The sequence below is a fragment of the Bradyrhizobium erythrophlei genome, assembly GCF_900142985.1.
Lineage (GTDB): Bacteria > Pseudomonadota > Alphaproteobacteria > Rhizobiales > Xanthobacteraceae > Bradyrhizobium > Bradyrhizobium erythrophlei_B.
Genome location: NZ_LT670849.1, coordinates 866,787 through 891,023, shown reverse-complemented (window position 1 = coordinate 891,023; position 24,237 = coordinate 866,787). Strand labels below are relative to the sequence as shown.

Sequence of the window (24,237 nt, the reverse complement as noted above, 5' to 3'; positions counted from 1 at the left end):
GAATGTGGCGTCATTGTTCTGCCGGCTGCCGCGATTTTTGTGGCGACTTTGCCACCACGACGCGCGCCGGCCGCAACAAACGGTCGTGAAGCGTGTAGCCGTTTTCCAAAACCTGGACGACGCTGCCGGGTGTTTGTTCGGTCTGATCCGTCTCCATCACCGCTTCGTGCTTGCCAGGATCGAAAGGCTGGTTGAGGGCGCTGACTTCCTTGACGCCGAAGCGATTGAGGATCTGTGTCAGAACGCGATCGGTGGCGGCCACGCCCGCGATCAATCCGTCTGCCTTTGCAGCGTCCCCCTCGGCGGCGCCGAGGGCACGGCGCAGATTGTCGACAACCTGAAGCAATTCGCGGGCAAAGTTCGTGATCGCGTATTGCTGGGCGTCCTGCGTGCGCCGTTCACCCTGACGCCTGGTATTCTCGGTCTCTGCCAGCGCCCGCATCAACCGCTCACGCAAAGCAGCGATTTCGGATGCCGGATCGTTATCATTGCTCTCGCCCGACGCTGACGAGTTGACATCGTTGTCCATGATGTTTTCCGCCATGTCATGCTCCCGATTTTGTACTCGACGTCTCACCGCGTCAGCCTGAAGCCGGAATGTTTCAGGATGCTTTGCGGCCGCGCGGATCGACTTCCTCGAATTCGGCATCGACAACGTTGTCGTCGGCAGAACCGCTTTCATCGCCGGACGATCCGGCTTGCCCGCCGGCGCCTTGCGAGGCCGCGCGAGTCAGGGCTTCGGCAATCCCGGATGCGGCCTGTTGCAGACGTTCCGTCGCCTGGTGGATCGACTGTACGTTTTCCGACGTCAGATTTTGCTTGGCGTCGGCGACCGCCTGTTCGACCTGCCTCTTCAGGTCCGCGGAGATCTTGTTCTCCGCTTCTTTCAGGGCCTTCTCGGCGCTGTAGATCGCAGCATCGGCCTGGTTGCGCGCTTCGACAAGTTCCTTGCGGCGCTTGTCTTCTTCGGCGTGCGCTTCGGCCTCCTTGACCATCTTCTGGATATCCGCCTCGCTCAGGCCGCCGGACGCCTGGATCCGGATGCTCTGCTCCTTGCCGCTCGTCTTGTCCTTGGCTGAGACGTTGACGATGCCGTTGGCGTCGATATCGAAGGTGACCTCGATTTGCGGGACGCCTCGCGGTGCCGGCGGAATCCCGACCAGATCGAACTGGGCGAGGAGCTTGTTGTCGGCCGCCATCTCGCGCTCACCCTGGAAGACGCGGATGGTGACTGCCGTCTGATTGTCCTCGGCCGTCGAGAAAACCTGGCTGCGCTTGGTCGGTATGGTGGTGTTGCGATCGATCAGCTTAGTCATGACGCCGCCAAGTGTTTCGATTCCGAGCGACAGCGGCGTCACGTCGAGCAAGAGAACGTCCTTGACATCGCCCTGCAGCACGCCTGCCTGGATCGCCGCACCGATTGCGACCACTTCGTCCGGATTGACGCCCTTGTGCGGCTCCCGCCCGAACAGTTTCTGCACGGTTTCCTGGACTTTCGGCATCCGGGTTTGGCCGCCGACCAGCACGACCTCGTTGATGTCAGAGGCCTGCAAACCCGCGTCCTTCAACGCCGCCTTGCACGGCTCGATGGTGCGCTGAATCAGATCGTCGACCAGGGCCTCCAGCTTTGCCCGTGACAGCTTGATGGCAAGATGCTTCGGCCCGTTCTGATCCGCCGTTATGAAGGGCAGATTGACCTCGGTCTGCGTGGCGCTCGAGAGTTCGATCTTGGCCTTTTCGGCGGCATCCTTGAGCCGCTGCAGCGCGAGGCGATCCCTGCGCAGGTCGATGCCGTTCTCCTTGCGAAATTCGTCAGCCAGATAGTCCATGATCCGCTGGTCGAAATCCTCACCGCCGAGGAAAGTATCGCCGTTGGTCGATTTGACCTCGAACACCCCGTCGCCGACCTCAAGAATCGAAATGTCGAAGGTGCCGCCACCGAGGTCATAGACGGCGATCTTGCCGCTTCCCTTCTTGTCCAACCCGTAAGCCAGTGCCGCCGCGGTCGGTTCGTTGATGATACGCATCACGTCAAGACCGGCAATCCGGCCGGCGTCCTTGGTGGCCTGGCGCTGGGCATCGTTGAAATAGGCCGGCACGGTGATCACCGCCTGCGTGACGGCGCTGCCGAGATTGGCTTCCGCGGTTTCCTTCATCTTGGTGAGAATGAAGGCGCTGATCTGGCTCGGTGAGTATTTCTTGCCCCTGACCTCGACCCAGGCGTCACCGTTATCGCCGGGCACGATATGGTAGGGCACCATCGCCTTGTCTTTCGCGGTGATCGGGTCGTCATAGCGTCGGCCGATCAGCCGCTTGATGGCGTAGACCGTGTTTTCCGGATTGGTAATGCTCTGGCGCTTGGCGGGCTGGCCGACCAGGACCTGGCCATCGTCGGTGAAGGCGACCATCGACGGCGTGGTGCGGCCGCCCTCAGCATTTTCGATCACCCTGGCCTTGTTTCCTTCCATCACGGCAACGCAAGAGTTGGTGGTTCCGAGATCGATGCCAATTGCCTTCGCCATGATCAGGCTCCTTGTTCAAAAGATGCGTGCAAACGGTTTCGCCGTTTCAGACTTTGTTCGATTAATCTGCGGGACGCGCCAGGTGCGTCGGGAGGAAAGACGGCCAGCGCGTCCCGCCGCCGCTTGGGGGACTCAAGCGGCGGCCTTATTCTCTTCCTTGACCTCGATTTTCTTCGGCTCGGATTTGGCCGGCTTCGGAATCGCGATCTTCAGAACACCTTTCGACATGGTGGCCTGAACGCTCGACGGATCGATGCCGGGCGGCAGTTGCAGCACGCGCAGGAACACGCCGTAGCTGCGTTCGCTGAGCTGGATGTTCTTGTCTTTCTGTTTTTCCTCGATCTTCTTCTCGCCGCGAATGGTGAGGGTGTCATCGTCAATCGAAATCTCGACGTCCTGGCGCTCGAGGCCCGGCATCTCCGCACTTATTTCGATTGCCTTGTCGGTTTCCGAGATTTCGATGTTGGGGATAATCTTCGCGCTCGGGCCTACCCCCTGCGCGAATTCACTGAACAGCCGATCAATCTCGCGATGCAGACCGAACAGTCCGAAATCAGGTCGCGTCAACGCGCCGCCATCACGAAATGGAACCAGTGACGTTAGCCTCATGGGAACCTCCTTGTTGCCTCGGTTGATTTGCTGAATGTGCGTCGTATCGGCTGAAACGGCGCTGTCACGGACTGACCACGATGCGGTCTTCGACCTTGGTGATGCCGGGCGCCGACCAGGCGACGCGCTCGGCTTCCTCGCGCTCGATCCAGGAACGAACGGTGCCTTTAAGGGTCACCACGCTGCCGTTCGCTTCGACGGTGATCCGATCGGCATCCACCTCGGCATTTCGCTTGAATGCGTCCTGGATCTTGCGCTTGAGCTCCGAGGGTTCCACCTTCGGCTTCACCGTAATGACGTTGGTGACACCCTTGACGCCCTTCACTTTTCGCACCGCGGTTTCAGCGGAGGTTTTCTGATATTGCCACTCCGCCGTGCCTTCCAGGGTTATCCAGCCGGCCTTCACGATGACCTTGATCCTGTCGTGAGAGATCGGCAGTTCCGACTTCAGGGTTGCGACAGCTTCTCTGGCAATGTCCGGATCGGGACGCTGATCGATCGCCGGCAGCCGGACCTCGATGTCATTCGCGACAGCGTGAACTCCGGCGACGCGCTTCGCGGCGAGTTCCGCTTCGATCCTGTCGGCGTAACTGTGGGTGAAACCCGCAAGCGTGACGACGCCATTTTTGACCGAGATAGCGATGTCCTCGGCATCAACAAGATGGGGATCCCATTTCAACTCTTCGCGAACATCGCGCTCTATTTCACTGTCGGACTTCATGATTAGCTCCTCGTCTGGATAAAGGGGCAGATTTGGTGGCTCGGTGGAATAGGCTACCGATCACGACCAATTTTATCAGGCGTCACGCGCGCGGCCATGACGACCATCAACTTCCGCTCCAGTTTTGTCGGCCGTGGCGAGCGAGGGCGGTTCCAGAGTGGGTTGCTGGTTCCTACCGAAGCGGCCGCTTAAGGTCATCGTGGTGGTAGCGCTACGGCCGTCCCAATCGTTCGTCGCCCAACCAAGGGTCGACCCGTAGCGAGTGGAGCGGAAGATCCTCCGACCGTGTTGCCAGTTCGATTTCATGAACATGGACGGCTTTCCCACCGTGTCGGGTCAGAATTTCCTGGGCTTCGGCTTCTTTCTCCGGCGATCGGACTCGCACCCAGATAAGCAAGCCCCGCCATTCAGACTGCTTTTCCAATCCGAGTGTGCGCTCTCGATATAGCCGCCGACGTACTCGGGTCACCGCTATGCGGCCTACGATAAGCCCGCTCATTATCGAAAAGATGCCGACGTAGAGAGGCTCTGTGCCCCGCGCGACAAGGATGGTTGCAACGGCGATAGCGGCGATGCATCCGGCGATGCTGCCAGCGACGGCCTCGGCGCTTAGCACGTCGTCGATGCCCATGAAAGATTGCCGGGGGGTGATCGGCATATCGACGAGATCCGCCGCAGGAATTGACTGGTAATTCAAGCGCCGGTCCAGCTCGTCGACCGAGGCGCTGACGTCGATATCCGCGCGGTCGATTCCCGCAACAAGCAGCTCCTCTGCGGCGTCGGTGAGCGCCTTCCGCGAATGGAAGACGCCTGTCACCTCGCGCGTGCGCATCCGGTCAAGGATATCTTCTGAGATATCTTCTGACGATCCGAGCATCTGGGCTTTCCCAGCTAGCGGCTTCACGATGCCGGATAGTTGAATTGAGACAACTTCTTCAGTTCGTCCTTCGACGCGCCGGGCAGGGTGATCTTCTGGCCGGTATCGTCAATGACTAAGCTGTCATACGGCACCGCCACAAGATGCCCGCCCACGCCGAGGAAGCCGCCGACCTGCAACACGGCGAAACTCAGCTGCTTCTTGTCCTTGTCCGCGATCACATCATCGACAGTCCCGATCTTCTCGTTCTTGTCGTTGATGACGCTGCTCCCAATCAGCTTGCTCATCCGATAGCCCTTCGCCACGACCGAGAGGTCTACCTTGACGAGTTGTACCCCCATTTGTGGCAACGCGGGCCCTGTGGCGAGGGCGAGCGCGAGTACGGCCCCGATCAGGGGCATTCGGAATACTGCGGAGGCAACCATGGCTCTCTCCTGAAGTTTGACCAGAGTTGCTAGGATAATTCCGGGACCCCGGGGCAGCACTGACCATCGTCAATTTCACGGAAGGTTTTTGAATCGTCCACGCCGGTCCGATCGGAATCTCTTTCGGATCGGCTATGCGTCGGCGTCGGCAGCGAGGCGCATCTGGATTCTCGCGACAAGGTTGGCGTAGGCACCGTCAGGCCGCACGCCATTTCGAGGGCAAATATTGCGCGCTCGCAGACGCCCTCGCTTGCGCGACAGGCGCGGTAGACGTCGCCCTTGGGTTAAATCGCCGAGCAGCGGCAAATGCGGCCGACGGTCACGAGCGAAGGCGGCATGGTACCACACCCCCTCGACCGAAACGCCCAATAGTCCCGCGGCGTGCTTGCGGAACACCGGGAGAGTATCTCATTGTTGAGCGTCATCTGGTCGTCACAAGCCGGGCTCCAGTCGGCGGGATGGAACGCGAGTATTACCGGTTCCCCTCGAATCCGAAAAGCGTCAGATTCTGATCGGGGTGACAAGCAGCATGAAGAGCGGCGTCCGCGTCCGTCATTGACCAATGATCGTCCCCGTCGTCCTTCATCCGTGACCGCATTAGGTATTTTTACGTATGCAAATTTACCGAATTTTTTGATCGTTATTGCTGAGCCATAGTTGGTTCTGCGGAAGGATGGTTTCTCTTGATACGAACGGCTCCTCGAACAGGGACGCGGTCATGAAAACGAGAACCCACGCAGCGGACTACTATCGGCGGATACTTTCAGCGCAGCCCCATGCATTGAAACGCCTCGATCCATCTGCAGTGATTGTGAAATGTCATCGCGGCCAGGAGATTTCGAATGATTCAGGACCTGTGGGCCATTGGTATTACGTTATCGTTGGCGCGGTCCGGCGCTGCTTAATCCGCTCGGACGGGCGGCGACAAATCGTCGATCTGATGCTGCCGCGGGATTTCTTCTTTGTCTCCGACAACAGGCGGGAGGAGACGATCGAAGCGATTGCCGAGGAGACTGTGCTTGCAAGCTATCCCGGCGGACGGGTTGAACTTTTCGCGGAGCGTGATCCGCAGTTCGCGCGTGAACTGCGCGAGGTAGCGTTCCAGTCCCTTACGCGATCCCAGGAACAACTCCTGATCGTTGGTGGCGTCACCGCGCTTGAGAAGGTCGGGTCCTTCCTGCTTTCGCTTGATGAGCGAGCGTTAGAAACAAGGGGGCAGGTGGAACTGCCCGTCACGCGCTATGACATAGCCGAATATCTCGCCGTCTCGGTCGAGACCGTGTGTCGTGCCATGACGGATCTGCAGCACCGCGGCGTCATTACTTTGGCAGGCAAGCGAACGGTGAAGATTCTGAACCGGGGCGCCCTGGAAGACCGTGCCAGTGCAAGGCTGCCCGATCGCCGGCCGAAGCCGATGGCGCTCAGTCGAACCGCGGCTTAGCCTTTCTGTCTGTCGGTGGGTAACGGCGCGTTCAGCCGCGCCATCACTCCTAGACGGATGACCTCCGCGAGCTGACGCACGCCCAGCCGCTCCATCATGCGCGCCCGGTGGACCTCGACCGTGCGCACGCTGATCCCGAGATCGTAAGCGATCAGCTTGTTCGGCCGGCCTGCCAGCAGCCCATCAAGAACCTCCCGCTCGCGCGGACTGAGAGTTGCGATTCGCCGGATGGCGTCGGCGATATCGTGGTCGCGATTGTACTGGTTCTCTGTCGCAAACGCCACCTCGATCGACCCGAGCAAGGCATGATCGCTGTAGGGCTTCTCAAGGAAGTCGGCCGCACCGGCCTTCATCGCGCGAACGGCGGTCTGAATATCGCCCTGGCCGGTCACGACGATGACGGCGAGGTCATTTCTCATCTTCATAAGTTGCGTCTGGACCTCCAGTCCGCTCATGCCCGGCAGGCGAACGTCCAACAGGACACAGCCGGTCTTGAAAGTCTTTGCCGCCGTCAGAAAAACGCTTGGATGGTCGAAGGTGATCGGCTTGAAATTCGCCGAACTCAGCAGGCGTTCTAGCGAACGAAGCACGGCGTCGTCATCATCCAGAACGTAGACAGTTCGTTCAGTCGCCATGTTCCGCTCCACAGGACGGAAGGGTAAAGCGAAAAATGCTTCCGCCCCCGGGATTCGGCTCCATTGTCAATTGACCGTCATGCGCCTCGATAATCGAACGTGAGATAGACAGTCCCAATCCCATGCCATCGTGCTTATTTGAAACAAACGGCCGAAACAATTGGCCGGCAATATCGCCATCAATGCCGGGTCCAATATCGGCAACGGCAATCTCGATCATCGCGTCATTGAGGGCCTTCGTCGTCAAGGTGACCTCCCGCGTTTCTTGATTGGCCATCGCCTCAAATGCATTGCGGACGAGATTGACAATAACTTGCTGGATTTGAACCCGGTTCACCCATACTTCCGGGGCCTTGTCATCGAATTCAAACCGCAGACGCAGCGCCAGCGGAGTGACGCTATTCAATACAAGGGCGCTGGCTTCCTCGATCAACGAAGCAAGCGCCTCCGTTCGCTTTTCCGTCTCGCCCATGCTGACCAATTGGCGGAGACTGCGAACGATTTCGATAGCCCGCAACGCCTGCCCGACGGCCTCGTTGGTGACTTCCTGCGCGGTCAGGAAATTGGCCGGCCCCCCACGTGCAAGCAGCCGCTTGGCCGCATTGACTGAATTGACGACCGCCGTAAGTGGCTGGCTTATTTCGTGCGCAAGGGCGGCGGCCATCTGACTGGCGGCCGTGAGGCGGGCTGCCCGCGACAGTTCATTCTGCAATTTCTGAAAGCGCAAATCGGCTTGCGAGCGTTCAAACCTCTCCGCGACGAGCCCTTCGTTGGCGTGTGCCAATTCAAATGTTCGATCTGTAACACGGCGTTCCAGGCTCTCATTCAAGTTACGCAACGCGGCTTCCGAATTCTTCTGTTCGCTGAGGTCGCGGCTCACGGTTGCAACGTTCATCGGCCCTCCGGTGCGCGGATCATCGATCCTGAAGCAATCGACCAGGAAGGGTATCGGCATTCCAGATCCAAAATGCCTGAGGTCGAACTCTCCCTTCCACCGCCCGGTGCGAAGCACCAGCGGCCAGATCTCGCGCTGAACCCTGGTACGGTCCTGCGGCGAAACGAAATCCAGCACGTGAAGCCGCAATGCGTGGTCGAGGGCGTCAAGTCCCACCAACTCAAGTCCCGCCGGATTAATATATTGAATCTGACCGTTGAGAGACGCGATGCCAATGAAATCGGTTGTCCGCTGCACGATCGCCGCGAACCTTCGTTTCTCGGCGTCTCCCAGCCACTGCTGAAAGGCGATCGCCGCCTGATTGGCCCCGGTATTCAGCAGCAGCTTTTCCGTTCTGGTTGGAAAGGTGTCGCGAAAACAGCCTGCGGCAAGTGTGGCATCGCCACCGAACCCGATTGGGGCGGTCACCACGTGCAGGCCGCCGCCGCCAAATGCATCGCCAAAGACAAATTCCTGTCCGCTGCCGAGCAGCGCGCTTTTCCGCTGCAGCATCGTGCGCACATGTTCGAGGCTTTTGGGCGTCAGCTTGTTGCGGGCCAGTTCGGTGATTAGCTGATTGCCCTCGCCGGGAAGTGCTATGAAAACGAAATCGGCGTCCAGTATCGAGATCAGTGCAGCGACGATGCTGCCGCCGATCTGGCGCATGTCATAATTCTGCCATCCAGCCGGGAGCGCTGAGAGCGCGACCAGATCGCGGATGCGACGTCGCAACTCGTTGGAGTTCGCAGGCGGCTCCGTCCACGGCATTGCTTGCGCCCCGAGTTAGGTTGGCGCTGCCCGGACGAATTGGATACCTATCTTGCGGTATTGGCAACGCCAAACTGGCTTTCGTCGCGTGGCGACGGGGTGTTCGCGCCAAAAAATCGGCTACTGCCGGAGGTACAATTTGAAGGTAAGCATGTAATCCTGGTTCGATCAGAGATGTGGTGGTTTTCGAGCCCGCCGCGATGTCGGGTTTCGTTTGGGAATGCCCACACGGGCCAGCGCAACCCAGGCTGGCGGGTCGCTCGCTGGAAAGGTATCGATCAGGCTTTCGAGGATTTCGTCGTCGGTGCTTGCGATCGTTTCACTGTCTTGCAAAGGCCGGGCATTGCAGGCTGTGTGAGAACTGGGGCAAATCAGATAGAGAGGCCGCATCATTAATGATGCGGCCTTTTTCATGCGCTACATTCGAGGTGGGGACCGTAACCAGGCGAGTTTTTTGCCGGCACGGATCGATGATTACGTTGCCGCTGATGCGGCGGTGCGGGTAATCGATGCCTTTGTTGAAGGTCTCGATATGTTCGGGCTCGGCTTGGTTCGAGCGACACCGGCGGCGACCGGGCGGCCCGGCTATGACCCGCGCGATCTTCTGAAGCTCTATATCTACGGGTACCTCAACGAGGTTCGTTCGAGCCGCAAGCTGGAACGCGAGTGCCGGCGCAATGTCGAACTGATGTGGCTGTTGGGGCGGCTTGCCCCCGACTTCAAAACAATTGCGGACTTTCGGCGGGACAATGCAGCCGGGATCGTAGGGGCATGCCGGGCCTTCGTGCTGTTCTGCCGCGAGCAAGGACTATTTGCGGCCCGTCTGGTGGCCCTCGACGGTTCGAAGTTCCGGGCGGTGGCGAGCGCCAAGCGGATTATGGGCGAACGCAAGGTCGCCGAAGAGGCCGGCCGGATCGATCAACAGATCGCGGCTTATCTTGCCAACCTCGACAGCATCGATGCGGGCGAGCGGGCCGATAGCGATGCGGAACAAACGGCTGCGGCTCTCCAGGCTCTCAGGGCACGCCGCACCGACCTTGATGCTCTGGCGGCGCGACTTAAGGCGGAAGATCGGACTAGTCTTGTAGAAGGTGAGCTCGATGCGCGGCCGATGGGTAAAGGGGCAGGCTCCAAGCCTCCTTCCTACAATGTCCAGACGGCGGTCGATGCTGCGACGGGGCTGATCGTCCACCATGAGGTTACAACCGAACCCACCGACAACCGGCTGCTCCATCCGATGGCCAAGGCGACGAAGGATGCGGTGGCGGCCGATACGCTCACGGTGGTGGCGGACGCTGGCTATTCGAACGGAGCAGACGCGGCAGCCTGCGAGAACGATGGCATCACGCCTTGTGTGCCAGCGAACCGGGCCGTCAACAATCAAGGCGACTTCTTCGACCGCACGGCCTTCATCTATGAGCCGCAAACCGACAGTTTTCGTTGTCCGGCGGCCCGAACACTGGTGCGCAAGCAAATCCTCACCAGAAAGCAGAGCGTCTTGTATATCGCCGACGATTGTTCGGGTTGCGCGCTCAAGCCGAGATGCACCCGCGTCGAGCGCCGCTTCGTTCAAAGACACCTTTACGAGGACGCGCTTCAACGCATGAATGCCCGCGTCGAAGCCGATCCACACCTCATGCGGCAGCGGCGATGCGCGGCTGAACACCCGTTCGGAACCATCAAGCGGATGACGGCTGGCGGCAGGTTCCTCACCCGAGGCCTTACCAACGTCAAGACTGAAGCCGCCCTCAGCGTTCTTGTCTACAACATCATGCGGGTCATCAATCTCATCGGCTCGCAAAGCCTCAAGATTAGGCTCGCCTGACCCTAAAAATTAAAAAAAGAGGCCCCGGATCACCGCAGCCTCGCGTTTCCACACAGCCTGATTGGCCCGGCCTTTTCGACTTCGATGATGCGATGCCCTGGACGTCATCGACTTCAAGCGGCCGTTCCGACCGCGGTCGGGCTGCTCAGTTCATGCTGTCGCGACCGAAGCTTGAACGAGAACACCACCAGCGCGACGCCGAAAACGAGGGCGTAGGCTCCCAGCCACCACGTGAGTACAATCGCGCCGATCAACGGCGTGATGATAAGGAGCACGCCATACGCAAGAGACAGCAGCCCGCCCAGAACCAGCCACCACCGGCCATGATCGATGTTCAACTGGAAGCCAGCGGCCGTCATCAGTCCACCCGAGACAATCGCCCATGCAGCAATCAGCCAGACGAACACAACAACGGTAAGGCCCGGCCAGAGAAAAGCGGCGATGCCCACGACGAAATTGAGCAGACCTTCGAATATCAGCAATCCCCAGCGGTCCTCCTTGCGGCGGATCGCCCGCACAGCCGAGATAATTGCGAAGACGCCATCGACCAGCATATAGGCCGAGAAGAAGATCACCAACGACAGTATTGTCGGGCCGGGAAAGATCAGCGCGATGCATCCGAAGATGATGCCGAAAACGCCTCGCAGCGTGAATAACCACCAGTTTTGAACGAGCGTCTGTGCCGCCGGATTTGATCGAACGTCAGAGGCGGGATTGAATGTGGTGCTGGCCATGGCATGCTCCCAACCGCAACCTGGTTGCCGGTTTGATGAAATCTCTGTTCCGCTTGTTTGCGGTGAGTTGTACTTATTGCAGCGCTACAATTGGCGCGTTGACGTCCGTCAACAATGCTCGGCTTTTCGGTCTAGGCCCCCGATGGGCCAAGCGATCAGAAGATTTCTCCCGCGTCCCGAAACTCAAATCGCGATCTGATTGCGATTGTCCGAACCGAATTTGTTTCTCGGGCCGGACCAGAGAGATGGCCAGCCTGATTTTTCAGCGCCACCCGACGAAAAACGTTGGAACCAATGGCATCGCCAGGGTTCATACTCGGTGGCGGCAACGTAGCGAGTAGGGATAGCCCAGATGCCCTAGAGTTTGCTGGACGAATGCTATCAATCCATTCTGAAAATTGCCGAAACTCAATCTCACGACGGGAAAGACGGGAAAAGAGCAATGCTGGCCCTGGCCGAAATGTTCCAGGACAATTCCGGCCGGAGGTCCCACAACAGCCAGTCTTCACAAAACGTTCGTGCGCCTGATCGCCAGCGAATATCTTCTGACCGGCTTCGATCGCGTTCGCCTTCTGAACAGGCCGCCTGAGTCTTCCCGCCTCGGTCACTCGCGATCGGATATGCCAATTGCGGATCATTCGCGATCAGACACTGCGATCATGCACCGCAAGGATGATTTTTCCGACCACATGACCCTCGGCGAGGCGCTCATGCGCCTTGGAGGCCCGGGGGAGGGGATAGCTTTCGGCGATCGGAACCCTGAGCTTTGCTGCCTGCACCGCGGCGTTGAGGCGCTCGAATTCGCGGACCCCGGAGATGCCGTCATAACGGATCAGGGTCATGCCGCGCCGTTTTTTCGGCGCAGGCTCGACGCCGTTGGGGTGCGCAACACGGCCGCCGGGCCGAAGCACACTCAGGCAGCGTTCCAGCCCGTCTCCGCCGGCGAGAGCCAGGATCGCATCGGCGCCATCGGGCGCAAAACGACGCGCGTGATCGTGAACATCGGGGCGCTTGCCGTCGACTGCGGCATGCGCACCCATCTCCCGCACCAGTTCCACCCCTTCCTTGCCCGATGCAGTGGCAAACACCCGGGCGCCGCGGAGCCTTGCGAATTGCACCGCGAGCGTCCCCACCCCTCCCGAGGCGCCGTGAATGATGATGGTCTCACCCTTTTTCAAACCCAGCGCATCGTCAATGCCCTGCAGCGCGGTCAAGCCCGTGATCGGGATCGCGCCGGCATGGCGCAGATCCAGCCGCTTGGGGATCGGCGCGACCTTGTCGGCGGGCACCGCGACATATTCGGCGTAGAAGCCGCCTTTCGGATTCTCCCAATTGTAGGAATAGACTTCGTCGCCGACCTTCAGCCGCCGCACCCGCGAGCCGACTTTTACGATGATGCCGGCGCCGTCATAACCGAGAACCAGTGGAAAATGCGGCTTGCGGGACGCAAAAAGTCCTTCCCGGACATCGGCGTCCCATCGGCCGACGCCAGCGGTATCGACGGCGATCAAAACTTCGCCGGCATCGACTTCCGGGACCGGCAGGGCATGAGCCGTGATCACCTCGGGTCCACCGTAGCGGTCGATGCCGGCAGTGAACATGGTGCGGGGCACATGCATCGCGTGATGGCTGTGGTTAGGAAGATTGCGGGTGCGATCGAGCATGACATGGATCTCACGGTGGAACGTTCGGCTTCATGGACGTGGTTGCCGGCCGCGGCGCTGACGTTGGTCAATTTCATGGGATAAAATGCTCGACCGCGGCTTTAAGCGATGCCGGCGACTATCGGGAACGCGCCGCTTGCCGCTCCGTCGGGGCGGTGTGTGAGTCGCGGACAGTATCCTGCTGTTCCAGAGGATTGAGCGCCGCCTCGATCGCATCATCAACGCGGTCCAGCCAGACGAAGCGTGTCAAGTTGCGCGCTTTTTCCGGCACGTCCTCGAGATCCTTACGGTTGCGGGCGGGAAGCATGACGGTGGCAATGCCAGCCTGGATCGCGGCAAGAACCTTCTCCTTCACGCCACCAATCGGCAGCACAAGACCGCGCAGCGAGATTTCGCCGGTCATCGCCGTATCGCTGCGGATCGTGCGCCCGGTCATCAGTGACGTCAACGCCATGAACATCGCGACGCCGGCGCTCGGCCCATCCTTCGGAATCGCTCCGGCCGGAACATGGATGTGGACGTCGGACTTCTGCAGTTCGATGGAGTCGATTCCGAATTCGACAACGCGGGACTTGACCAGAGTGAGGGCGGCCTGCGCGCTTTCCTTCATCACGTCGCCCAACTGACCTGTGAGGATCAGCTTGCCGCGGCCGGGAACGCTGGTCGCCTCGACGAACAGGATATCGCCCCCCGCGGGGGTCCAGGCGAGACCGGTGGCCACGCCCGGCACGCTGGTGCGCATGGCTATTTCCGGCTCAAAACGTTTCGGTCCCAGGATGGCATGAAGGTCCGCCACCGTTATGATGACAGCCGCCGCGTTGCCCTCGGCGATGCGCATCGCGGCGTGCCGGCAAATTGCCCCAATCTTGCGCTCGAGGTTTCGAACGCCAGCTTCACGCGTATAGTCGCGGATGATGGCGAGCAGGACGTCATCGGTAATCCTGCATTGTTCCTCGGTCAGGCCCGCCGATGCCAATTGACGCTTGACGAGGTAGCGCGTGGCGATCGCCAGCTTCTCATCCTCGATGTAGCCGGGCATCTCGATGATTTCCATCCGGTCGCGCACGGCGAGCGGAATATTGTCCATCACATTGGCGGTGCTGATGAACAGCACCTTCGAGAGATCGAAGGGAACCGCGAGGTAGTTGTCGCGGAAGGTGGCATTTTGCTCGGGGTCGAGAACCTCCAGCAGCGCTGCCGCGGGATCGCCATGAAATCCCGCGCCCAGCTTGTCCAGTTCGTCCAGCATCATCACTGGATTGCGCGTCCCTGCCTTGCGGATCGACTGGATGACGTTGCCGGGCAGAGCGCCGATATAGGTGCGCCGATGCCCGCGTATCTCGCTTTCATCGTGGACGCCGCCGAGGCTGAGCCGGACGAATTTGCGATCGGTCGCGCGGGCGATACTCTGGCCAAGCGAAGTCTTGCCGACGCCGGGAGGGCCGACGAAGCAAAGGATCGGGCTCTTGCCAACGGGATTGAGCTTGCGCACTGCCAGATATTCAAGGATGCGCCGTTTCACTTTCTCAAGGCCATAATGATCCTCGTCGAGGATGCGCCGCGCCTCGGCGATATCGATGCGCTCCGGATCGAGCTTTGACCAGGGCAGTTCGATCAGCCAATCGAGATAGGTCCGCGTCATCCCATATTCGGGCGAGACCTCCGGCATGCGCTCGAGCCGCTTCAATTCCCGCCTCGCCTGTTCCTCGGGCTCCTTCGGCATTCCCACCTTCTCGATCTTGTCGGCGAGTTCCTTCAGTTCCGTGGATTTGACGTCGTCGTCGCCCAGTTCCTTCTGGATCTGGCGAAGTTGCTCGCGAAGAATATGCTCGCGCTGCTGCGATGACAGCGTATTCTGGGTCTGATCGCTGATTTCTTTCGAAAGTTGCAGGACTTGGATTCGCTGCGCCAGCAACCCCAGCAGTTTGTCGAGAAGCCGCGTGACGTCGAAGGTCTCGAGCAGATCCTGCTTGTCGCTGACGGGTATATCGATGATGCCGGCGAGAAAGTCGGCCAGTGCTGACGGCGAATCCAGATTATCGATGGCTGCGGGGATTTCCGGCGGCAGGTCTGGCAGCAACTGGATCGCCTCTCGCGCGCGAGTCTTGAGCAGGCGCATCCGCGCCTCGACCTCAGGCGTCAGCACTTCGGAGATGCCGATCTCCTCAACGCGCGCAACGAGATATGGAAAGCCGGGAAGGAATTCCACAACCCGGAACCGCCGCCAACCGCGACAGATGGCATAATGGGTGTTCTCGTTAGTGACGTAGCGTAGGATTTCCGCAATGGTGCCAACGCGCCGCAGATGTTCGGGACCGGGTTGTTCGATGCTGGCGTCATCTTGCAGCAGCAAGCCGACCTTGCGGCCGCTTTGCGCCGCTTCCTGTACCGCGGCGATCGACGCTGGCCGACCGATCGTCAGCGGCAGCACGACGCCCGGGAACAGCAGCATGTTCCGAATCGGTAGGATGATCGTTGCATCCTCGGTAACGACCGGGTGGCGTTGATCTGTCGCGGTGCCGGAATCGTTGCTCACATTTGCGTCGGACATCGATTCGCCCTTCCGTCAGAATCTATTTGGAGAACTTTAGCGTCAGGCAGCCGTTGGCAAGTTCGGATCGGTCGAGCTGGAGCTGCGCCGCCGGAACGCGTATCCGGCGTTCGAATTTGCCGTAGGGGATTTCGAGACGATGAACGCGGCTGCCGCGCGGGATTGCACTCGGGCGACGGAAACCAACGACCGAAACCCCGTCGGCATCGACCGTGACTTTCATGGCGTCCCGGTCGACCCCAGGAAGGGCGACGGTGATCAGAATTTCGGAATCGGTCTCGATGATATCGATCGGCGGTTCCCAGCTCAACTCGCCAATCGCTGCGACCGTCGGCTGAAAGAACTGACGATGCAAACGCTCGGCGCGATCGATCATCTCGCAAGCCGCGGTCCACATTAGAGTTCTTGGATCGACCGCGGCCATGATAGCTGTCCCTAAGCCGACGCAAAGCACCCGGCACGGCCTTAACGCCCGGCTGCCCCTCAGCCCTGAGTACGTTGTTCGATCCAACCTATGATGCTGTCGGTGCCGTCACCTTGACGACGGTCAATGCTCCGTCGGGGAATGAGCGGAACAGCAGCAGGCGCGTCGGTATTTTAGTGCGCGATGAGCAAGGGAAACGGCGAACGATGCAGCACCCGATCGGTGGTGCTGCCCGGCAATAATTCGTGCAGACGCGAGTGGCCGTAGCTACCCATCACCAGCAGGTTTGCATTGAGCGCGCGGCACCCCGCAATCAGCGCGTCGGCAATCTCGTCTTCTTCGGCGATTGCGCGATATTTTACCGCGTTGATGCCGTGATGGCGGAGGTGAAGGACAACGTCATTCCCCTTCAGCGGGTCTGCGTCCGTCCTACTCTCACCCTCTATGACAAGAATGCCAACCTTGCTTGCGTGAAGCAGATAAGGCAGGGACTCGGTGAGCGCGCGCGCCGACTCCCGGCTTCCGTTCCACGCCACAACGACGTTCTCGAGCGGCACCATCGCCTTCTGATCGTCTGGCACCAAGAAGAGATGGCGCCCAGTTCCGAAAAGCAGGCTTTCGATCAGGCCTTGCGGTTCGTTGGATTGAGCGTTCGGCCGAAGCGCCACAAAGACATCCACGGCCCGCGCCAGAGGCAATGTTGTGTCGGAAATATCGCCGTCGCCGACCACGTCGAACCGGCGCAGGTTGCTCGGGTGTTGCAACCGCGTCAGCCGTTCGAACACCGTGGCTTCGACAATGTCGCCTGCCTGTTTCGCCGTATCCAGCAATTTGGCGGCTTGACCGGCGCGAGCGCCATTGCGCCCGTCCGGGACGAACGACGACAGAACGTTGAAGAACAGCCCGGTGATATGGCTCTCGAAGATTTCGGCGATCTGGTTGACGGCAGCCAGGCGCACATCATCTCCGGACGTCCCATCGAGCCGAACCATCACGTCCTTGATCATGGCGAACTCATTTTACCCACACCGAATCGTTGGTTCCGACGATGAGCCGTCCGCTACCCGGCTGCGGCAACGCAATCTGTCGTTGACGGCGATTAAGGATCACACATTGATTTCCAGTTCGAACGATTTGACTAGGGCCATCGACAGCAGGACAGGATTGACGCTGATGACGCGAAACGTTTGGAGCTTGCCGTCCTTTCCGCTGATCGAGACATAGTCGCCCGGCAAAAACGCATGTTCACCGAACTTGTAGCCGACTTCATCGTCGTCATCCCGACCGGGATCGTACTCGAAAACCCAGCGGGCGTGTTCAGCGCCGCCAGGCTTGTGCACGAGACGACCGACTTCGTCGTCCTCGCCCGCCCAAAACCGCCGAACCCGGCAATAGTCACGATACTTCTTCCAGAGGATCGGATCGATGTGTCCCTCGGGATCGAGCGGCGCAATGAAATCATATCCATGGCGTAACGAGCCGTCGGGAAATTCCCGGGAACGGGCAAGAGTCAGAAGGATGCGATTGAGGTCAACCAGTTCAGCCGGCATGGTGCGATCCCTGAATATTCCGTTCGAGCGACAAATCGCTGACCGGCCTGAGAAAACCATGATGATTGTCAAATGCGGCGGGAAAAGAGATTGGCAGTTGATGGCGATCAACGTCCGCGCAGGCATGCAAGTTTACCTCTTCTAAAGCCGGCGACAGCGGAAAAGAATGTGCCGGCGCGACCGGGATCTAATCGCTCATGCCGCGCCATGGAATCTTGCCGTGCAATGACGGAAGCCAGCTCCGGCCCTTCGAGAAGCTGGCGCTGCCTTTCGATTCGCGCACACGGGCGCTCACCCGAGCCGCTATCGCAATTCTGGTGGTGTTGCTGGCGGCCTGGGTCGCGCGCGATTTTTTGGTGGCGCTGACCTGGGCCGTGGTGATCGCCATCACCGCCTGGCCGATCTACGCCCGGCTCCAGAGTCTCGTCTTCGGCGGCCGGTCTCCGGTGTTGGCGCCGTTGCTGTTTACGCTCATGACCGGTCTCGTTCTCCTGGTGCCCACCGTTTTGGCTGTGCACCAGATCGCGCAGGGCAGCGATGCTTTCGCGCGGTCGCTCAATCAGCTGCAGGAGAGCGGGCTACCGGTTCCCGCCTGGCTCGCAGAACTGCCGATCGCCGGCAAATACCTTGACCTCTGGTGGCGGGCGAACCTCAGCAATCCGGAGGTCTTGGTAGAATGGCTGCGCGGGGTGAAGACCGAAAATATCACGGCCTGGACCGGCACGCTGGGGGGCGCGTTGCTGCACCGGCTGTTTCTATTCCTGATCACTCTGGTCGCGCTGTTCCTGGTATTCCGCGACGGTGCATGGTTGGCAGATCACGCACTAGCCACCGTCGGCCGCCTGCTTGGGGATCCCGGCGAACGCCTGGTGAGCAAAATCGCGGATGCAATCCGCGCTACCGTGAACGGCACAGTCGCAGCCGCGATCCTAAAAGGTGCGATTATCGGCATTGGGTATGTCCTGTTAGGAGTGCCACATCCGCTGCTTTTCACGGTGTTGACGATGACGCTGGCGATGGTGCCGCTCGGTGCGTGGCTGGCGCTTGCCGCGGCGGCGCTGATACTGTCTGTTCATGACGGTAGCTGGTTGGTGGCTGCAGGGTTGTTTAGCTTCGGCGCGGCGACGTTGCTGATCGGTGAAAATGTCATTCAGCCGGCGCTGATCGGAGGTGCTGCGCGACTGCCATTCTTATTGGTGCTGATCGGAATTCTTGGCGGTATGCAATCGTTTGGATTGCTTGGCCTGTTCCTGGGGCCCGTGATCATGGCGGCGCTGCTGACCATATGGCGCGAATGGATCGAGGTCGGGAGTTGATCGGAGACGTAGCGGTTAAGCCATCTTAATGCGCTGACCAAATCGCCTAAAGGCAGCGCCCGCGTCCCTGGACTGCATCGGATCGTCACACGCGCCGAGCGTTTTGATAACGTGGTCGCACGCCATGCACTCAAACGTATGCAGGTCGGTACCCAGGAATGCCGGCATGATCTGGGCGAGCATCATCTGGGCCCGGCACTTCGGACAGGCGGGACGCCTAATGGGAGCGAGTGGAACGGTGGACGACAGGGGTTGAGGTTCTGCCATAATGCTTCCTTCGAAGAGCGTCAGTGCAACACCCGGGATCATCGGTCCTGTCCAGCGGGCCGAACTCCAACTAAATAAGTATGCCCGTCCGGCTGTCCGATCGCTGTTCAATATTGCTCAGTTTCCGAAAACTGCTTCCGGCGTTTTTCTGGTTTTTCACTGAGTCTTTTTCCGTCCATTAAAATCCGGAGATTTATTTGCAAAAAAGGACCGCGCGGCCTTCGCCGGCGGTCCAAGTCAGGGAGGAAACGCCCGGGGAGGGCAGCAACAGCGGGGAGCCATCGCTGATCTTGTTTTGCAGATAAAAAAGCTCCGTGCATTGACAGGGCTCAATCTTTGCTCACGTTTCTTCTGCTCACGCTACATTCACGCGGTTGACGCGTCGTACCGTGATGCCGATCACGTCGGTGGGCATCCTCACGACTCTAGGATTAACTGACACCTTGTTCCAGAAGGGGTGTTCCCACCATCCTGACCGCTTCCGCAATAAAACGGCCGCGAATGCCGAGTCCGGAAACAATGACGCCCGTCAAGGCACTTGCGATCTGCGTGATGTCACATGATGGCGAACCCAGACGGCGGCGCTCAAGACCGCGGAGACATCGCGCAATGAGGGATAACGCGCTCGAAAAGATTTCAGACGCCGCCGAACCCAGGGTTGGCCGCACGACCCCAAGCTATTCGCCTCAGGTCAATCGGGAAAATCCTGGCTCGACAGATGCATCTGGCAATCGGAGCGCGCCGGCCCCACCGCCGAATCGTTGGCGCCGGCCTCTCCTGATCCTGGGCCCCGTCGCCTTGATCGTCGGAGCGCTAGTCCTTTATCTGGCCACCGGTCGCTATGTTACGGAGGAAGATGCTTACGTTCAGGCAGTGAATGTCTCGATCAGCCCGCAAGTCGCGGGTCAGGTCGTTACCATCGCGGCCAAATCGAACACCGCAGTCAGGAAAGACGATTCGCTCTTCAACCTCGATCCCGAGCCATATCGAATCGCACTGGCCAATGCCGAGGCGCAGCTTGGCGTCGCGCGTGACCAGGCCCGCACCCTGATCGAGACCTATCGCGCGCGCCTCAAACAAATCGATGAGGCCAAGGCGACGGCCGACTTCGCGCAAACTAATTACGAGCGTCAGCAGCATCTTTTTGACACTGGTGCCGCGCCCCGGGCCACGCTCGATGCCGCGATACGCGACCTGCAGACGGCGAAGGCCAATCAGGCCAGTCTGCAACGGGAGGCGGCGGCGGCACTCGCCCAACTCGGCGGCAATCCGGACATGCCGGTCGATCAGCAGGCCTCCGTGAAACAGGCGCGGGCGGCTGTTGATACAGCTGCGCGCAATCAGCGGCTCACCTCAATCGTCGCGCCTTTCGACGGCATTCCCAACAATGTCGAGAGCATCGCGGTTGGAGCCTTTCTCAATGCCGGGCAATCCGCCTTTCCGCTGGTATCGACGCACGATCTCTACATCGAAGCCAACATCAGGGAGACCGACCTCACCTATGTGAGAGAGGGCAATCCGGCGCGCGTCACCATCGACGCCTATCCGGACACTTCCGTCGCCGCCAGGGTTACGACACTGGCCCCGGCGAGCGGTTCGGTCTTCGCGCTGTTGCCGCCGCAAAACGCCACCGGCAATTGGGTCAAGGTGGTGCAGCGCATACCGGTTCGCCTTTCCGTTGATCAGGCACTCGACCATCTCGCGCTGCGCGCCGGCATGAGTGTCAAGATCTCGATCGATACCGGCCACCAACGCTCGCTGCGTGAACTGTGGCGCGATATCACCTCGATCTTCGGGGCCTGACATGGCGGGGACGGCAGCCGTGAGTGGGATCATCAACCGCGGAATGATTACCGCGACCGTAATGCTTGCGACGTTGATGCAGGCGCTCGACACCACGATCGCTAATGTAGCGCTGCCTTATATCCAGGGAAGCCTGTCGGCGACAAGCGACCAGATCAACTGGGTGCTCACTTCCTATATCGTGGCAGCCGCAATCATCATGCCGGCAACCGGCTGGCTCGAAGCGAAATTCGGCCGCAAGCCGCTGTTCCTGACGGCCGTGATCGGCTTTGTCGTGACTTCGATGCTGTGTGGCGCCGCTGCCTCGCTCGGGCAGATCGTGGTCTTGCGCCTGCTGCAGGGCATCTTCGGCGCGCCGCTCGTACCGCTGTCGCAAGCCGTGCTGCTCGACGCCTATCCTCCCGAGCAGCAGGGGCAGGCGATGGCGGTGTTCGGGCTCGGAGTCATGCTCGGGCCGATCATCGGCCCGACACTCGGTGGCTGGCTCACGGATTCCTACAGCTGGCGCTGGGTGTTCTACGTTAATGTACCGTTTGGCGTGCTTTGTGCTCTCGGCATCTTATTGTTCCTTGGACGGCGCGCCGATCGCCCGCTGGCTGGACGGTTCGATTGGCTGGGGTTCGCAACTCTCGGACTCGGCATTGGGTCACTGCAGCTCTTCCTCGACCGCGGCGAGCGGCTCGACTGGTTCGCCTCGCGCGAGATCCAACTCGAAGCCGCACTCTGCGTACTCGGCTTCTACCTCTTTACGGTCCACACTGTGTCGGCGCGCGACCCGTTTATCGATCCCGCGGTGTTCCGCAACCGGAATTTCGTGATCGGCATCATCCTGATTTTTATCGTCGGCGTCGTGCTGCTGGCGACACTGGCGATGTTGACACCCTATCTCGAGCAACTCATGAACTATCCCGTGCTGACGGCGGGCCTCGTTCTTGCGCCGCGCGGAGTCGGGACCATGATAGCGATGTTGATCGTCGGGCAACTCATCCGCTATATCGATGCGCGGCTCCTGATCGCTACCGGTCTTGGAACCACCGGATTTGCGCTCTATCTGATGACAGGCTTCACACCCGATGTATCGCAGGGCACCTTGATCCGCACTGGTCTGATGCAAGGCTTCGGCATCGGCTTCGTCTTCGTGCCCTTGAGTACGATCGCGTTCGGCACGCTGGCGCCGGCGCTGCGCACACAGGGAACCGGGCTCTACAACCTGATGCGCAATATCGGGGCAAGCATCGGCATCTCAACAATGAGTTATCTGCTGGTACGCAATACCGCTATCACGCAGTCAGCGCTCGTCGAGCACATCACGCCCTACCGGCAGGTGGTGCGCGACTACGCCCACCAACTCAATATCGTCACCCTGAGCGGACGCGCCGCGCTCGCGCAAACAGTGACCGCGCAGGCCGAAGCCGTCGCCTTCATCGACAATTTCAAACTGATGATGCTCGTGTCTTTCTTGGCGATCCCATTGGTGATCCTGGTGCAACGTCCGAGCCGGCAGCTCGGCAACCAAGGCCCCGTTTCGGATTGATCGAACATGGCATCCGGGCGTCACCGCCGTTGTCCGACAAGGATTTTTGCGCGTGGGGGGAGGTTTCGATGTCAATTAAGGAAGAGCTAAGGAATGCCGGGGAGAAATTCAGGTTGCTTGCGTTATACCAGCGATTCGAACACTTCGTCGTTCTGATCCTCACGGCATTGATCGCCGTCATCGTCGTCGCGGCTATCTGGAACCTGAGCCTGAAGATTCTGTTTGGTCTCGTTCTGTCCGGAAGTCTCGACCCATCCGACTACTCAGCTTTCCAAGCAGTGTTCGGCATGATCTTTACGGTGATCATTGCGCTCGAATTCAAGAAATCGCTTCTAGTGATGACCGAACGCCGCGACAGCGTTGTCCAGATCCGCTCGGTCGTCATGATCGCGCTGCTCGCGATCTGCCGGAAGGTGATCATTCTCGATCTGGCGGAAACAGACGCGATGCACACACTGGCTCTTGCGGCCGCAATCCTTGCCCTCGGCATTGTCTACTGGCTGATCCGCGACAGCGATCAGCGCCTGGATAATACGGCTTGAGGTTACAGAGCGAGGGGTTCACCGACTGGTGAGGAAAACCGGCAGTTTTTCCAGCGCCGCGCGACTTGCTCCCGGCAATATAATGTGGCCGGAGGGGTCGTCCAGTTTGAGGCTACGGAAGGGAATGGCGACGAGCTGGCCGGTAAGTCCGGTAAAATCGCCGACGGCAAGAACAACGAAAATGCTGCCATCCTTGCCAAAAATGAAATCGTTGACCCTCCCGATCGGATCGTTTTTGTCGTTGACCACCGGCATCAATTTAAGCGCGTCGGCGCGATAGCCTTTTGCGACCTCCGTGGCCTGAAGAGGCGAAAGTGCGATTTCCTGGGCGGTCCCATGGCCCGTCCACGAAGAGAGAACGACGGTGGTCAAAACCACCGTAGGCAAGAACGAGAAGCGGGATTTGTTCATGATATCACCATCGCTTTCCAAGGACACGCCGCGCCCGCTTCGGTGCTTCGCTAAGCCGGAAGGCAGCTGCGCCTCTGGCACGACGCCAATGTCCGGTCGCGATCGGAGGCTACCGGGACGGCCTGTCGGAGCTGTTGGGATTTGAACCAGTAGTGACTTCGTCCATGACGATTTCGGTCACCAGCTTGGTTTCCGGATCGATCAATACGATTCGGTCTGGCAGTTTCACGAACAGCAGTTGCTTTGCCTCGGGAACCCGATCGCTGACGTCGCTTGGAAGAGCTTGTGCCGCCAAGGAATCAGGAAGCTCGTTGCCGACTTGCGGTTGAACGCCGACCGGCGCGGCCTGCGAAGGCGAAGCCGCGAGTCCTTGGCTAACCGTTCTTTCCTGCGTTGGCGTTAGATTGGGATGGTCGGCGCCGGGCCCTCTCTGGGCAGCGGCGAAGCCGATGCTGCCGAAAATCGCAAGGGTGGTTGCGCCTGCGTAAATGAGTTTACTCATGCCTCTCTCCTGATGAGCCGAAGGATTCAGACCAATCTCGCTATCGGCACGACCCGTCGTGCCAAACGCGTGATGATGTGGATTTGATAGTGGCAGGAAGCCTGGGGAGCGTTGACCGTTGTCAAGATCGTGCTCAATTAACTTGGGTGGATTCCGCGAATGTGCGGACATGATGGGCGACG

The 24,237-nt window shown here is 59.8% G+C and carries 23 protein-coding genes; 6 read left to right on the top strand and 17 right to left on the bottom strand.

Going from position 1 to position 24,237, the window contains the following annotated elements; translation table 11 throughout:
• Positions 1–10: 10 nt before the first annotated feature.
• The 6 genes from BUA38_RS04000 to BUA38_RS03975 form a co-directional block, all read right to left on the bottom strand.
• Positions 11–544, bottom strand: a complete 534-nt coding sequence (locus BUA38_RS04000) for a nucleotide exchange factor GrpE (protein WP_072816807.1) — start codon at positions 542–544, stop codon at positions 11–13.
• Positions 545–602: 58 nt separating this feature from the next.
• Positions 603–2,522: a molecular chaperone DnaK gene (gene dnaK, locus BUA38_RS03995; RefSeq protein ID WP_072816806.1), complete on the bottom strand. Its 1,920-nt coding sequence runs from the start codon at positions 2,520–2,522 to the stop codon at positions 603–605.
• A 132-nt stretch (positions 2,523–2,654) separates the two neighbouring features.
• Positions 2,655–3,131 carry an Hsp20/alpha crystallin family protein gene (locus tag BUA38_RS03990; protein ID WP_072816805.1) on the bottom strand — a complete coding sequence of 159 codons (477 nt, stop codon included), beginning with the start codon at positions 3,129–3,131 and terminating at the stop codon, positions 2,655–2,657.
• Positions 3,132–3,195: 64 nt separating this feature from the next.
• Positions 3,196–3,852, bottom strand: coding sequence for a BON domain-containing protein (locus BUA38_RS03985; RefSeq protein WP_072816804.1), 657 nt, complete (start codon positions 3,850–3,852; stop codon positions 3,196–3,198).
• A 211-nt stretch (positions 3,853–4,063) separates the two neighbouring features.
• On the bottom strand, positions 4,064–4,729 hold the full coding sequence (locus BUA38_RS36160; protein ID WP_156898375.1) for a hypothetical protein: 666 nt from the start codon (positions 4,727–4,729) through the stop codon (positions 4,064–4,066).
• Positions 4,730–4,752: 23 nt separating this feature from the next.
• Positions 4,753–5,154, bottom strand: a complete 402-nt coding sequence (locus BUA38_RS03975; protein WP_244553188.1) for a PRC-barrel domain-containing protein — start codon at positions 5,152–5,154, stop codon at positions 4,753–4,755.
• A 718-nt stretch (positions 5,155–5,872) separates the two neighbouring features.
• Between BUA38_RS03975 and BUA38_RS03970 the strand changes: the two genes are divergently transcribed.
• Complete coding sequence (locus BUA38_RS03970) at positions 5,873–6,595, top strand: helix-turn-helix domain-containing protein (protein WP_172805980.1); 723 nt, start codon at positions 5,873–5,875, stop codon at positions 6,593–6,595.
• Here BUA38_RS03970 and BUA38_RS03965 read toward each other — a convergent pair.
• The 3 genes from BUA38_RS03965 to BUA38_RS36430 all read right to left on the bottom strand — a co-directional run bounded on the left by BUA38_RS03965 (position 6,592) and on the right by BUA38_RS36430 (position 9,346).
• The gene (locus tag BUA38_RS03965; protein ID WP_072816801.1) at positions 6,592–7,230 is read right to left on the bottom strand and encodes a response regulator transcription factor; all 639 of its coding nucleotides are present in this window, start codon (positions 7,228–7,230) and stop codon (positions 6,592–6,594) included. The two genes, BUA38_RS03970 and BUA38_RS03965, sit on opposite strands and share 4 nt — an antisense overlap.
• A complete protein-coding gene (locus BUA38_RS03960) occupies positions 7,220–8,932 on the bottom strand; it encodes a PAS domain-containing sensor histidine kinase (RefSeq protein ID WP_072816800.1) in 1,713 nt (570 codons plus the stop codon). Before BUA38_RS03960 ends, BUA38_RS03965 begins: the two co-directional genes overlap by 11 nt.
• 168 nt (positions 8,933–9,100) lie before the next feature.
• Positions 9,101–9,346, bottom strand: a complete 246-nt coding sequence (locus tag BUA38_RS36430) for a hypothetical protein (protein WP_156898374.1) — start codon at positions 9,344–9,346, stop codon at positions 9,101–9,103.
• Between BUA38_RS36430 and BUA38_RS03955 the strand changes: the two genes are divergently transcribed.
• Positions 9,345–10,757 carry an IS1182 family transposase gene (locus BUA38_RS03955; protein ID WP_072816799.1) on the top strand — a complete coding sequence of 471 codons (1,413 nt, stop codon included), beginning with the start codon at positions 9,345–9,347 and terminating at the stop codon, positions 10,755–10,757. The two genes, BUA38_RS36430 and BUA38_RS03955, sit on opposite strands and share 2 nt — an antisense overlap.
• 113 nt (positions 10,758–10,870) lie before the next feature.
• Here the strand turns inward: BUA38_RS03955 and BUA38_RS03950 are convergent, their stop codons facing one another.
• The 6 genes from BUA38_RS03950 to BUA38_RS03925 form a co-directional block, all read right to left on the bottom strand.
• The gene (locus BUA38_RS03950) at positions 10,871–11,491 is read right to left on the bottom strand and encodes an HdeD family acid-resistance protein (RefSeq protein ID WP_072816798.1); all 621 of its coding nucleotides are present in this window, start codon (positions 11,489–11,491) and stop codon (positions 10,871–10,873) included.
• A 644-nt stretch (positions 11,492–12,135) separates the two neighbouring features.
• Entirely contained in the window at positions 12,136–13,155 is a 1,020-nt protein-coding gene (locus BUA38_RS03945) for an NADP-dependent oxidoreductase (RefSeq protein ID WP_197685907.1), read from the bottom strand.
• Positions 13,156–13,273: 118 nt separating this feature from the next.
• Positions 13,274–15,706 carry an endopeptidase La gene (lon, locus tag BUA38_RS03940; RefSeq protein ID WP_072816797.1) on the bottom strand — a complete coding sequence of 811 codons (2,433 nt, stop codon included), beginning with the start codon at positions 15,704–15,706 and terminating at the stop codon, positions 13,274–13,276.
• A 22-nt stretch (positions 15,707–15,728) separates the two neighbouring features.
• Positions 15,729–16,130: an Hsp20/alpha crystallin family protein gene (locus BUA38_RS03935; protein ID WP_072816796.1), complete on the bottom strand. Its 402-nt coding sequence runs from the start codon at positions 16,128–16,130 to the stop codon at positions 15,729–15,731.
• A 173-nt stretch (positions 16,131–16,303) separates the two neighbouring features.
• On the bottom strand, positions 16,304–17,137 hold the full coding sequence (locus BUA38_RS03930) for a universal stress protein (protein WP_072816795.1): 834 nt from the start codon (positions 17,135–17,137) through the stop codon (positions 16,304–16,306).
• Positions 17,138–17,236: 99 nt separating this feature from the next.
• The gene (locus BUA38_RS03925; RefSeq protein WP_338076327.1) at positions 17,237–17,791 is read right to left on the bottom strand and encodes a hypothetical protein; all 555 of its coding nucleotides are present in this window, start codon (positions 17,789–17,791) and stop codon (positions 17,237–17,239) included.
• 86 nt (positions 17,792–17,877) lie between these two features.
• Between BUA38_RS03925 and BUA38_RS03920 the strand changes: the two genes are divergently transcribed.
• From BUA38_RS03920 to BUA38_RS03900, 4 genes are all read left to right on the top strand, one after another.
• Positions 17,878–18,996: an AI-2E family transporter gene (locus BUA38_RS03920; RefSeq protein WP_083587443.1), complete on the top strand. Its 1,119-nt coding sequence runs from the start codon at positions 17,878–17,880 to the stop codon at positions 18,994–18,996.
• An 876-nt stretch (positions 18,997–19,872) separates the two neighbouring features.
• Positions 19,873–21,066 (top strand): HlyD family secretion protein, encoded by a 1,194-nt coding sequence (locus BUA38_RS03910; protein ID WP_172805979.1) that lies wholly within the window; start codon positions 19,873–19,875, stop codon positions 21,064–21,066.
• Between the two features lies 1 nt (position 21,067).
• A complete protein-coding gene (locus BUA38_RS03905) occupies positions 21,068–22,600 on the top strand; it encodes a DHA2 family efflux MFS transporter permease subunit (RefSeq protein WP_072816792.1) in 1,533 nt (510 codons plus the stop codon).
• Between the two features lie 68 nt (positions 22,601–22,668).
• Positions 22,669–23,142, top strand: coding sequence for a phosphate-starvation-inducible PsiE family protein (locus BUA38_RS03900; RefSeq protein ID WP_072825802.1), 474 nt, complete (start codon positions 22,669–22,671; stop codon positions 23,140–23,142).
• 18 nt (positions 23,143–23,160) lie between these two features.
• Here BUA38_RS03900 and BUA38_RS03895 read toward each other — a convergent pair whose 3' ends face one another.
• Both BUA38_RS03895 and BUA38_RS03890 read right to left on the bottom strand, forming a co-directional pair.
• Positions 23,161–23,634, bottom strand: coding sequence for a PRC-barrel domain-containing protein (locus BUA38_RS03895; protein WP_072816791.1), 474 nt, complete (start codon positions 23,632–23,634; stop codon positions 23,161–23,163).
• A gap of 28 nt (positions 23,635–23,662) precedes the next feature.
• On the bottom strand, positions 23,663–24,226 hold the full coding sequence (locus BUA38_RS03890) for a hypothetical protein (RefSeq protein ID WP_156898373.1): 564 nt from the start codon (positions 24,224–24,226) through the stop codon (positions 23,663–23,665).
• Positions 24,227–24,237: the final 11 nt, after the last annotated feature.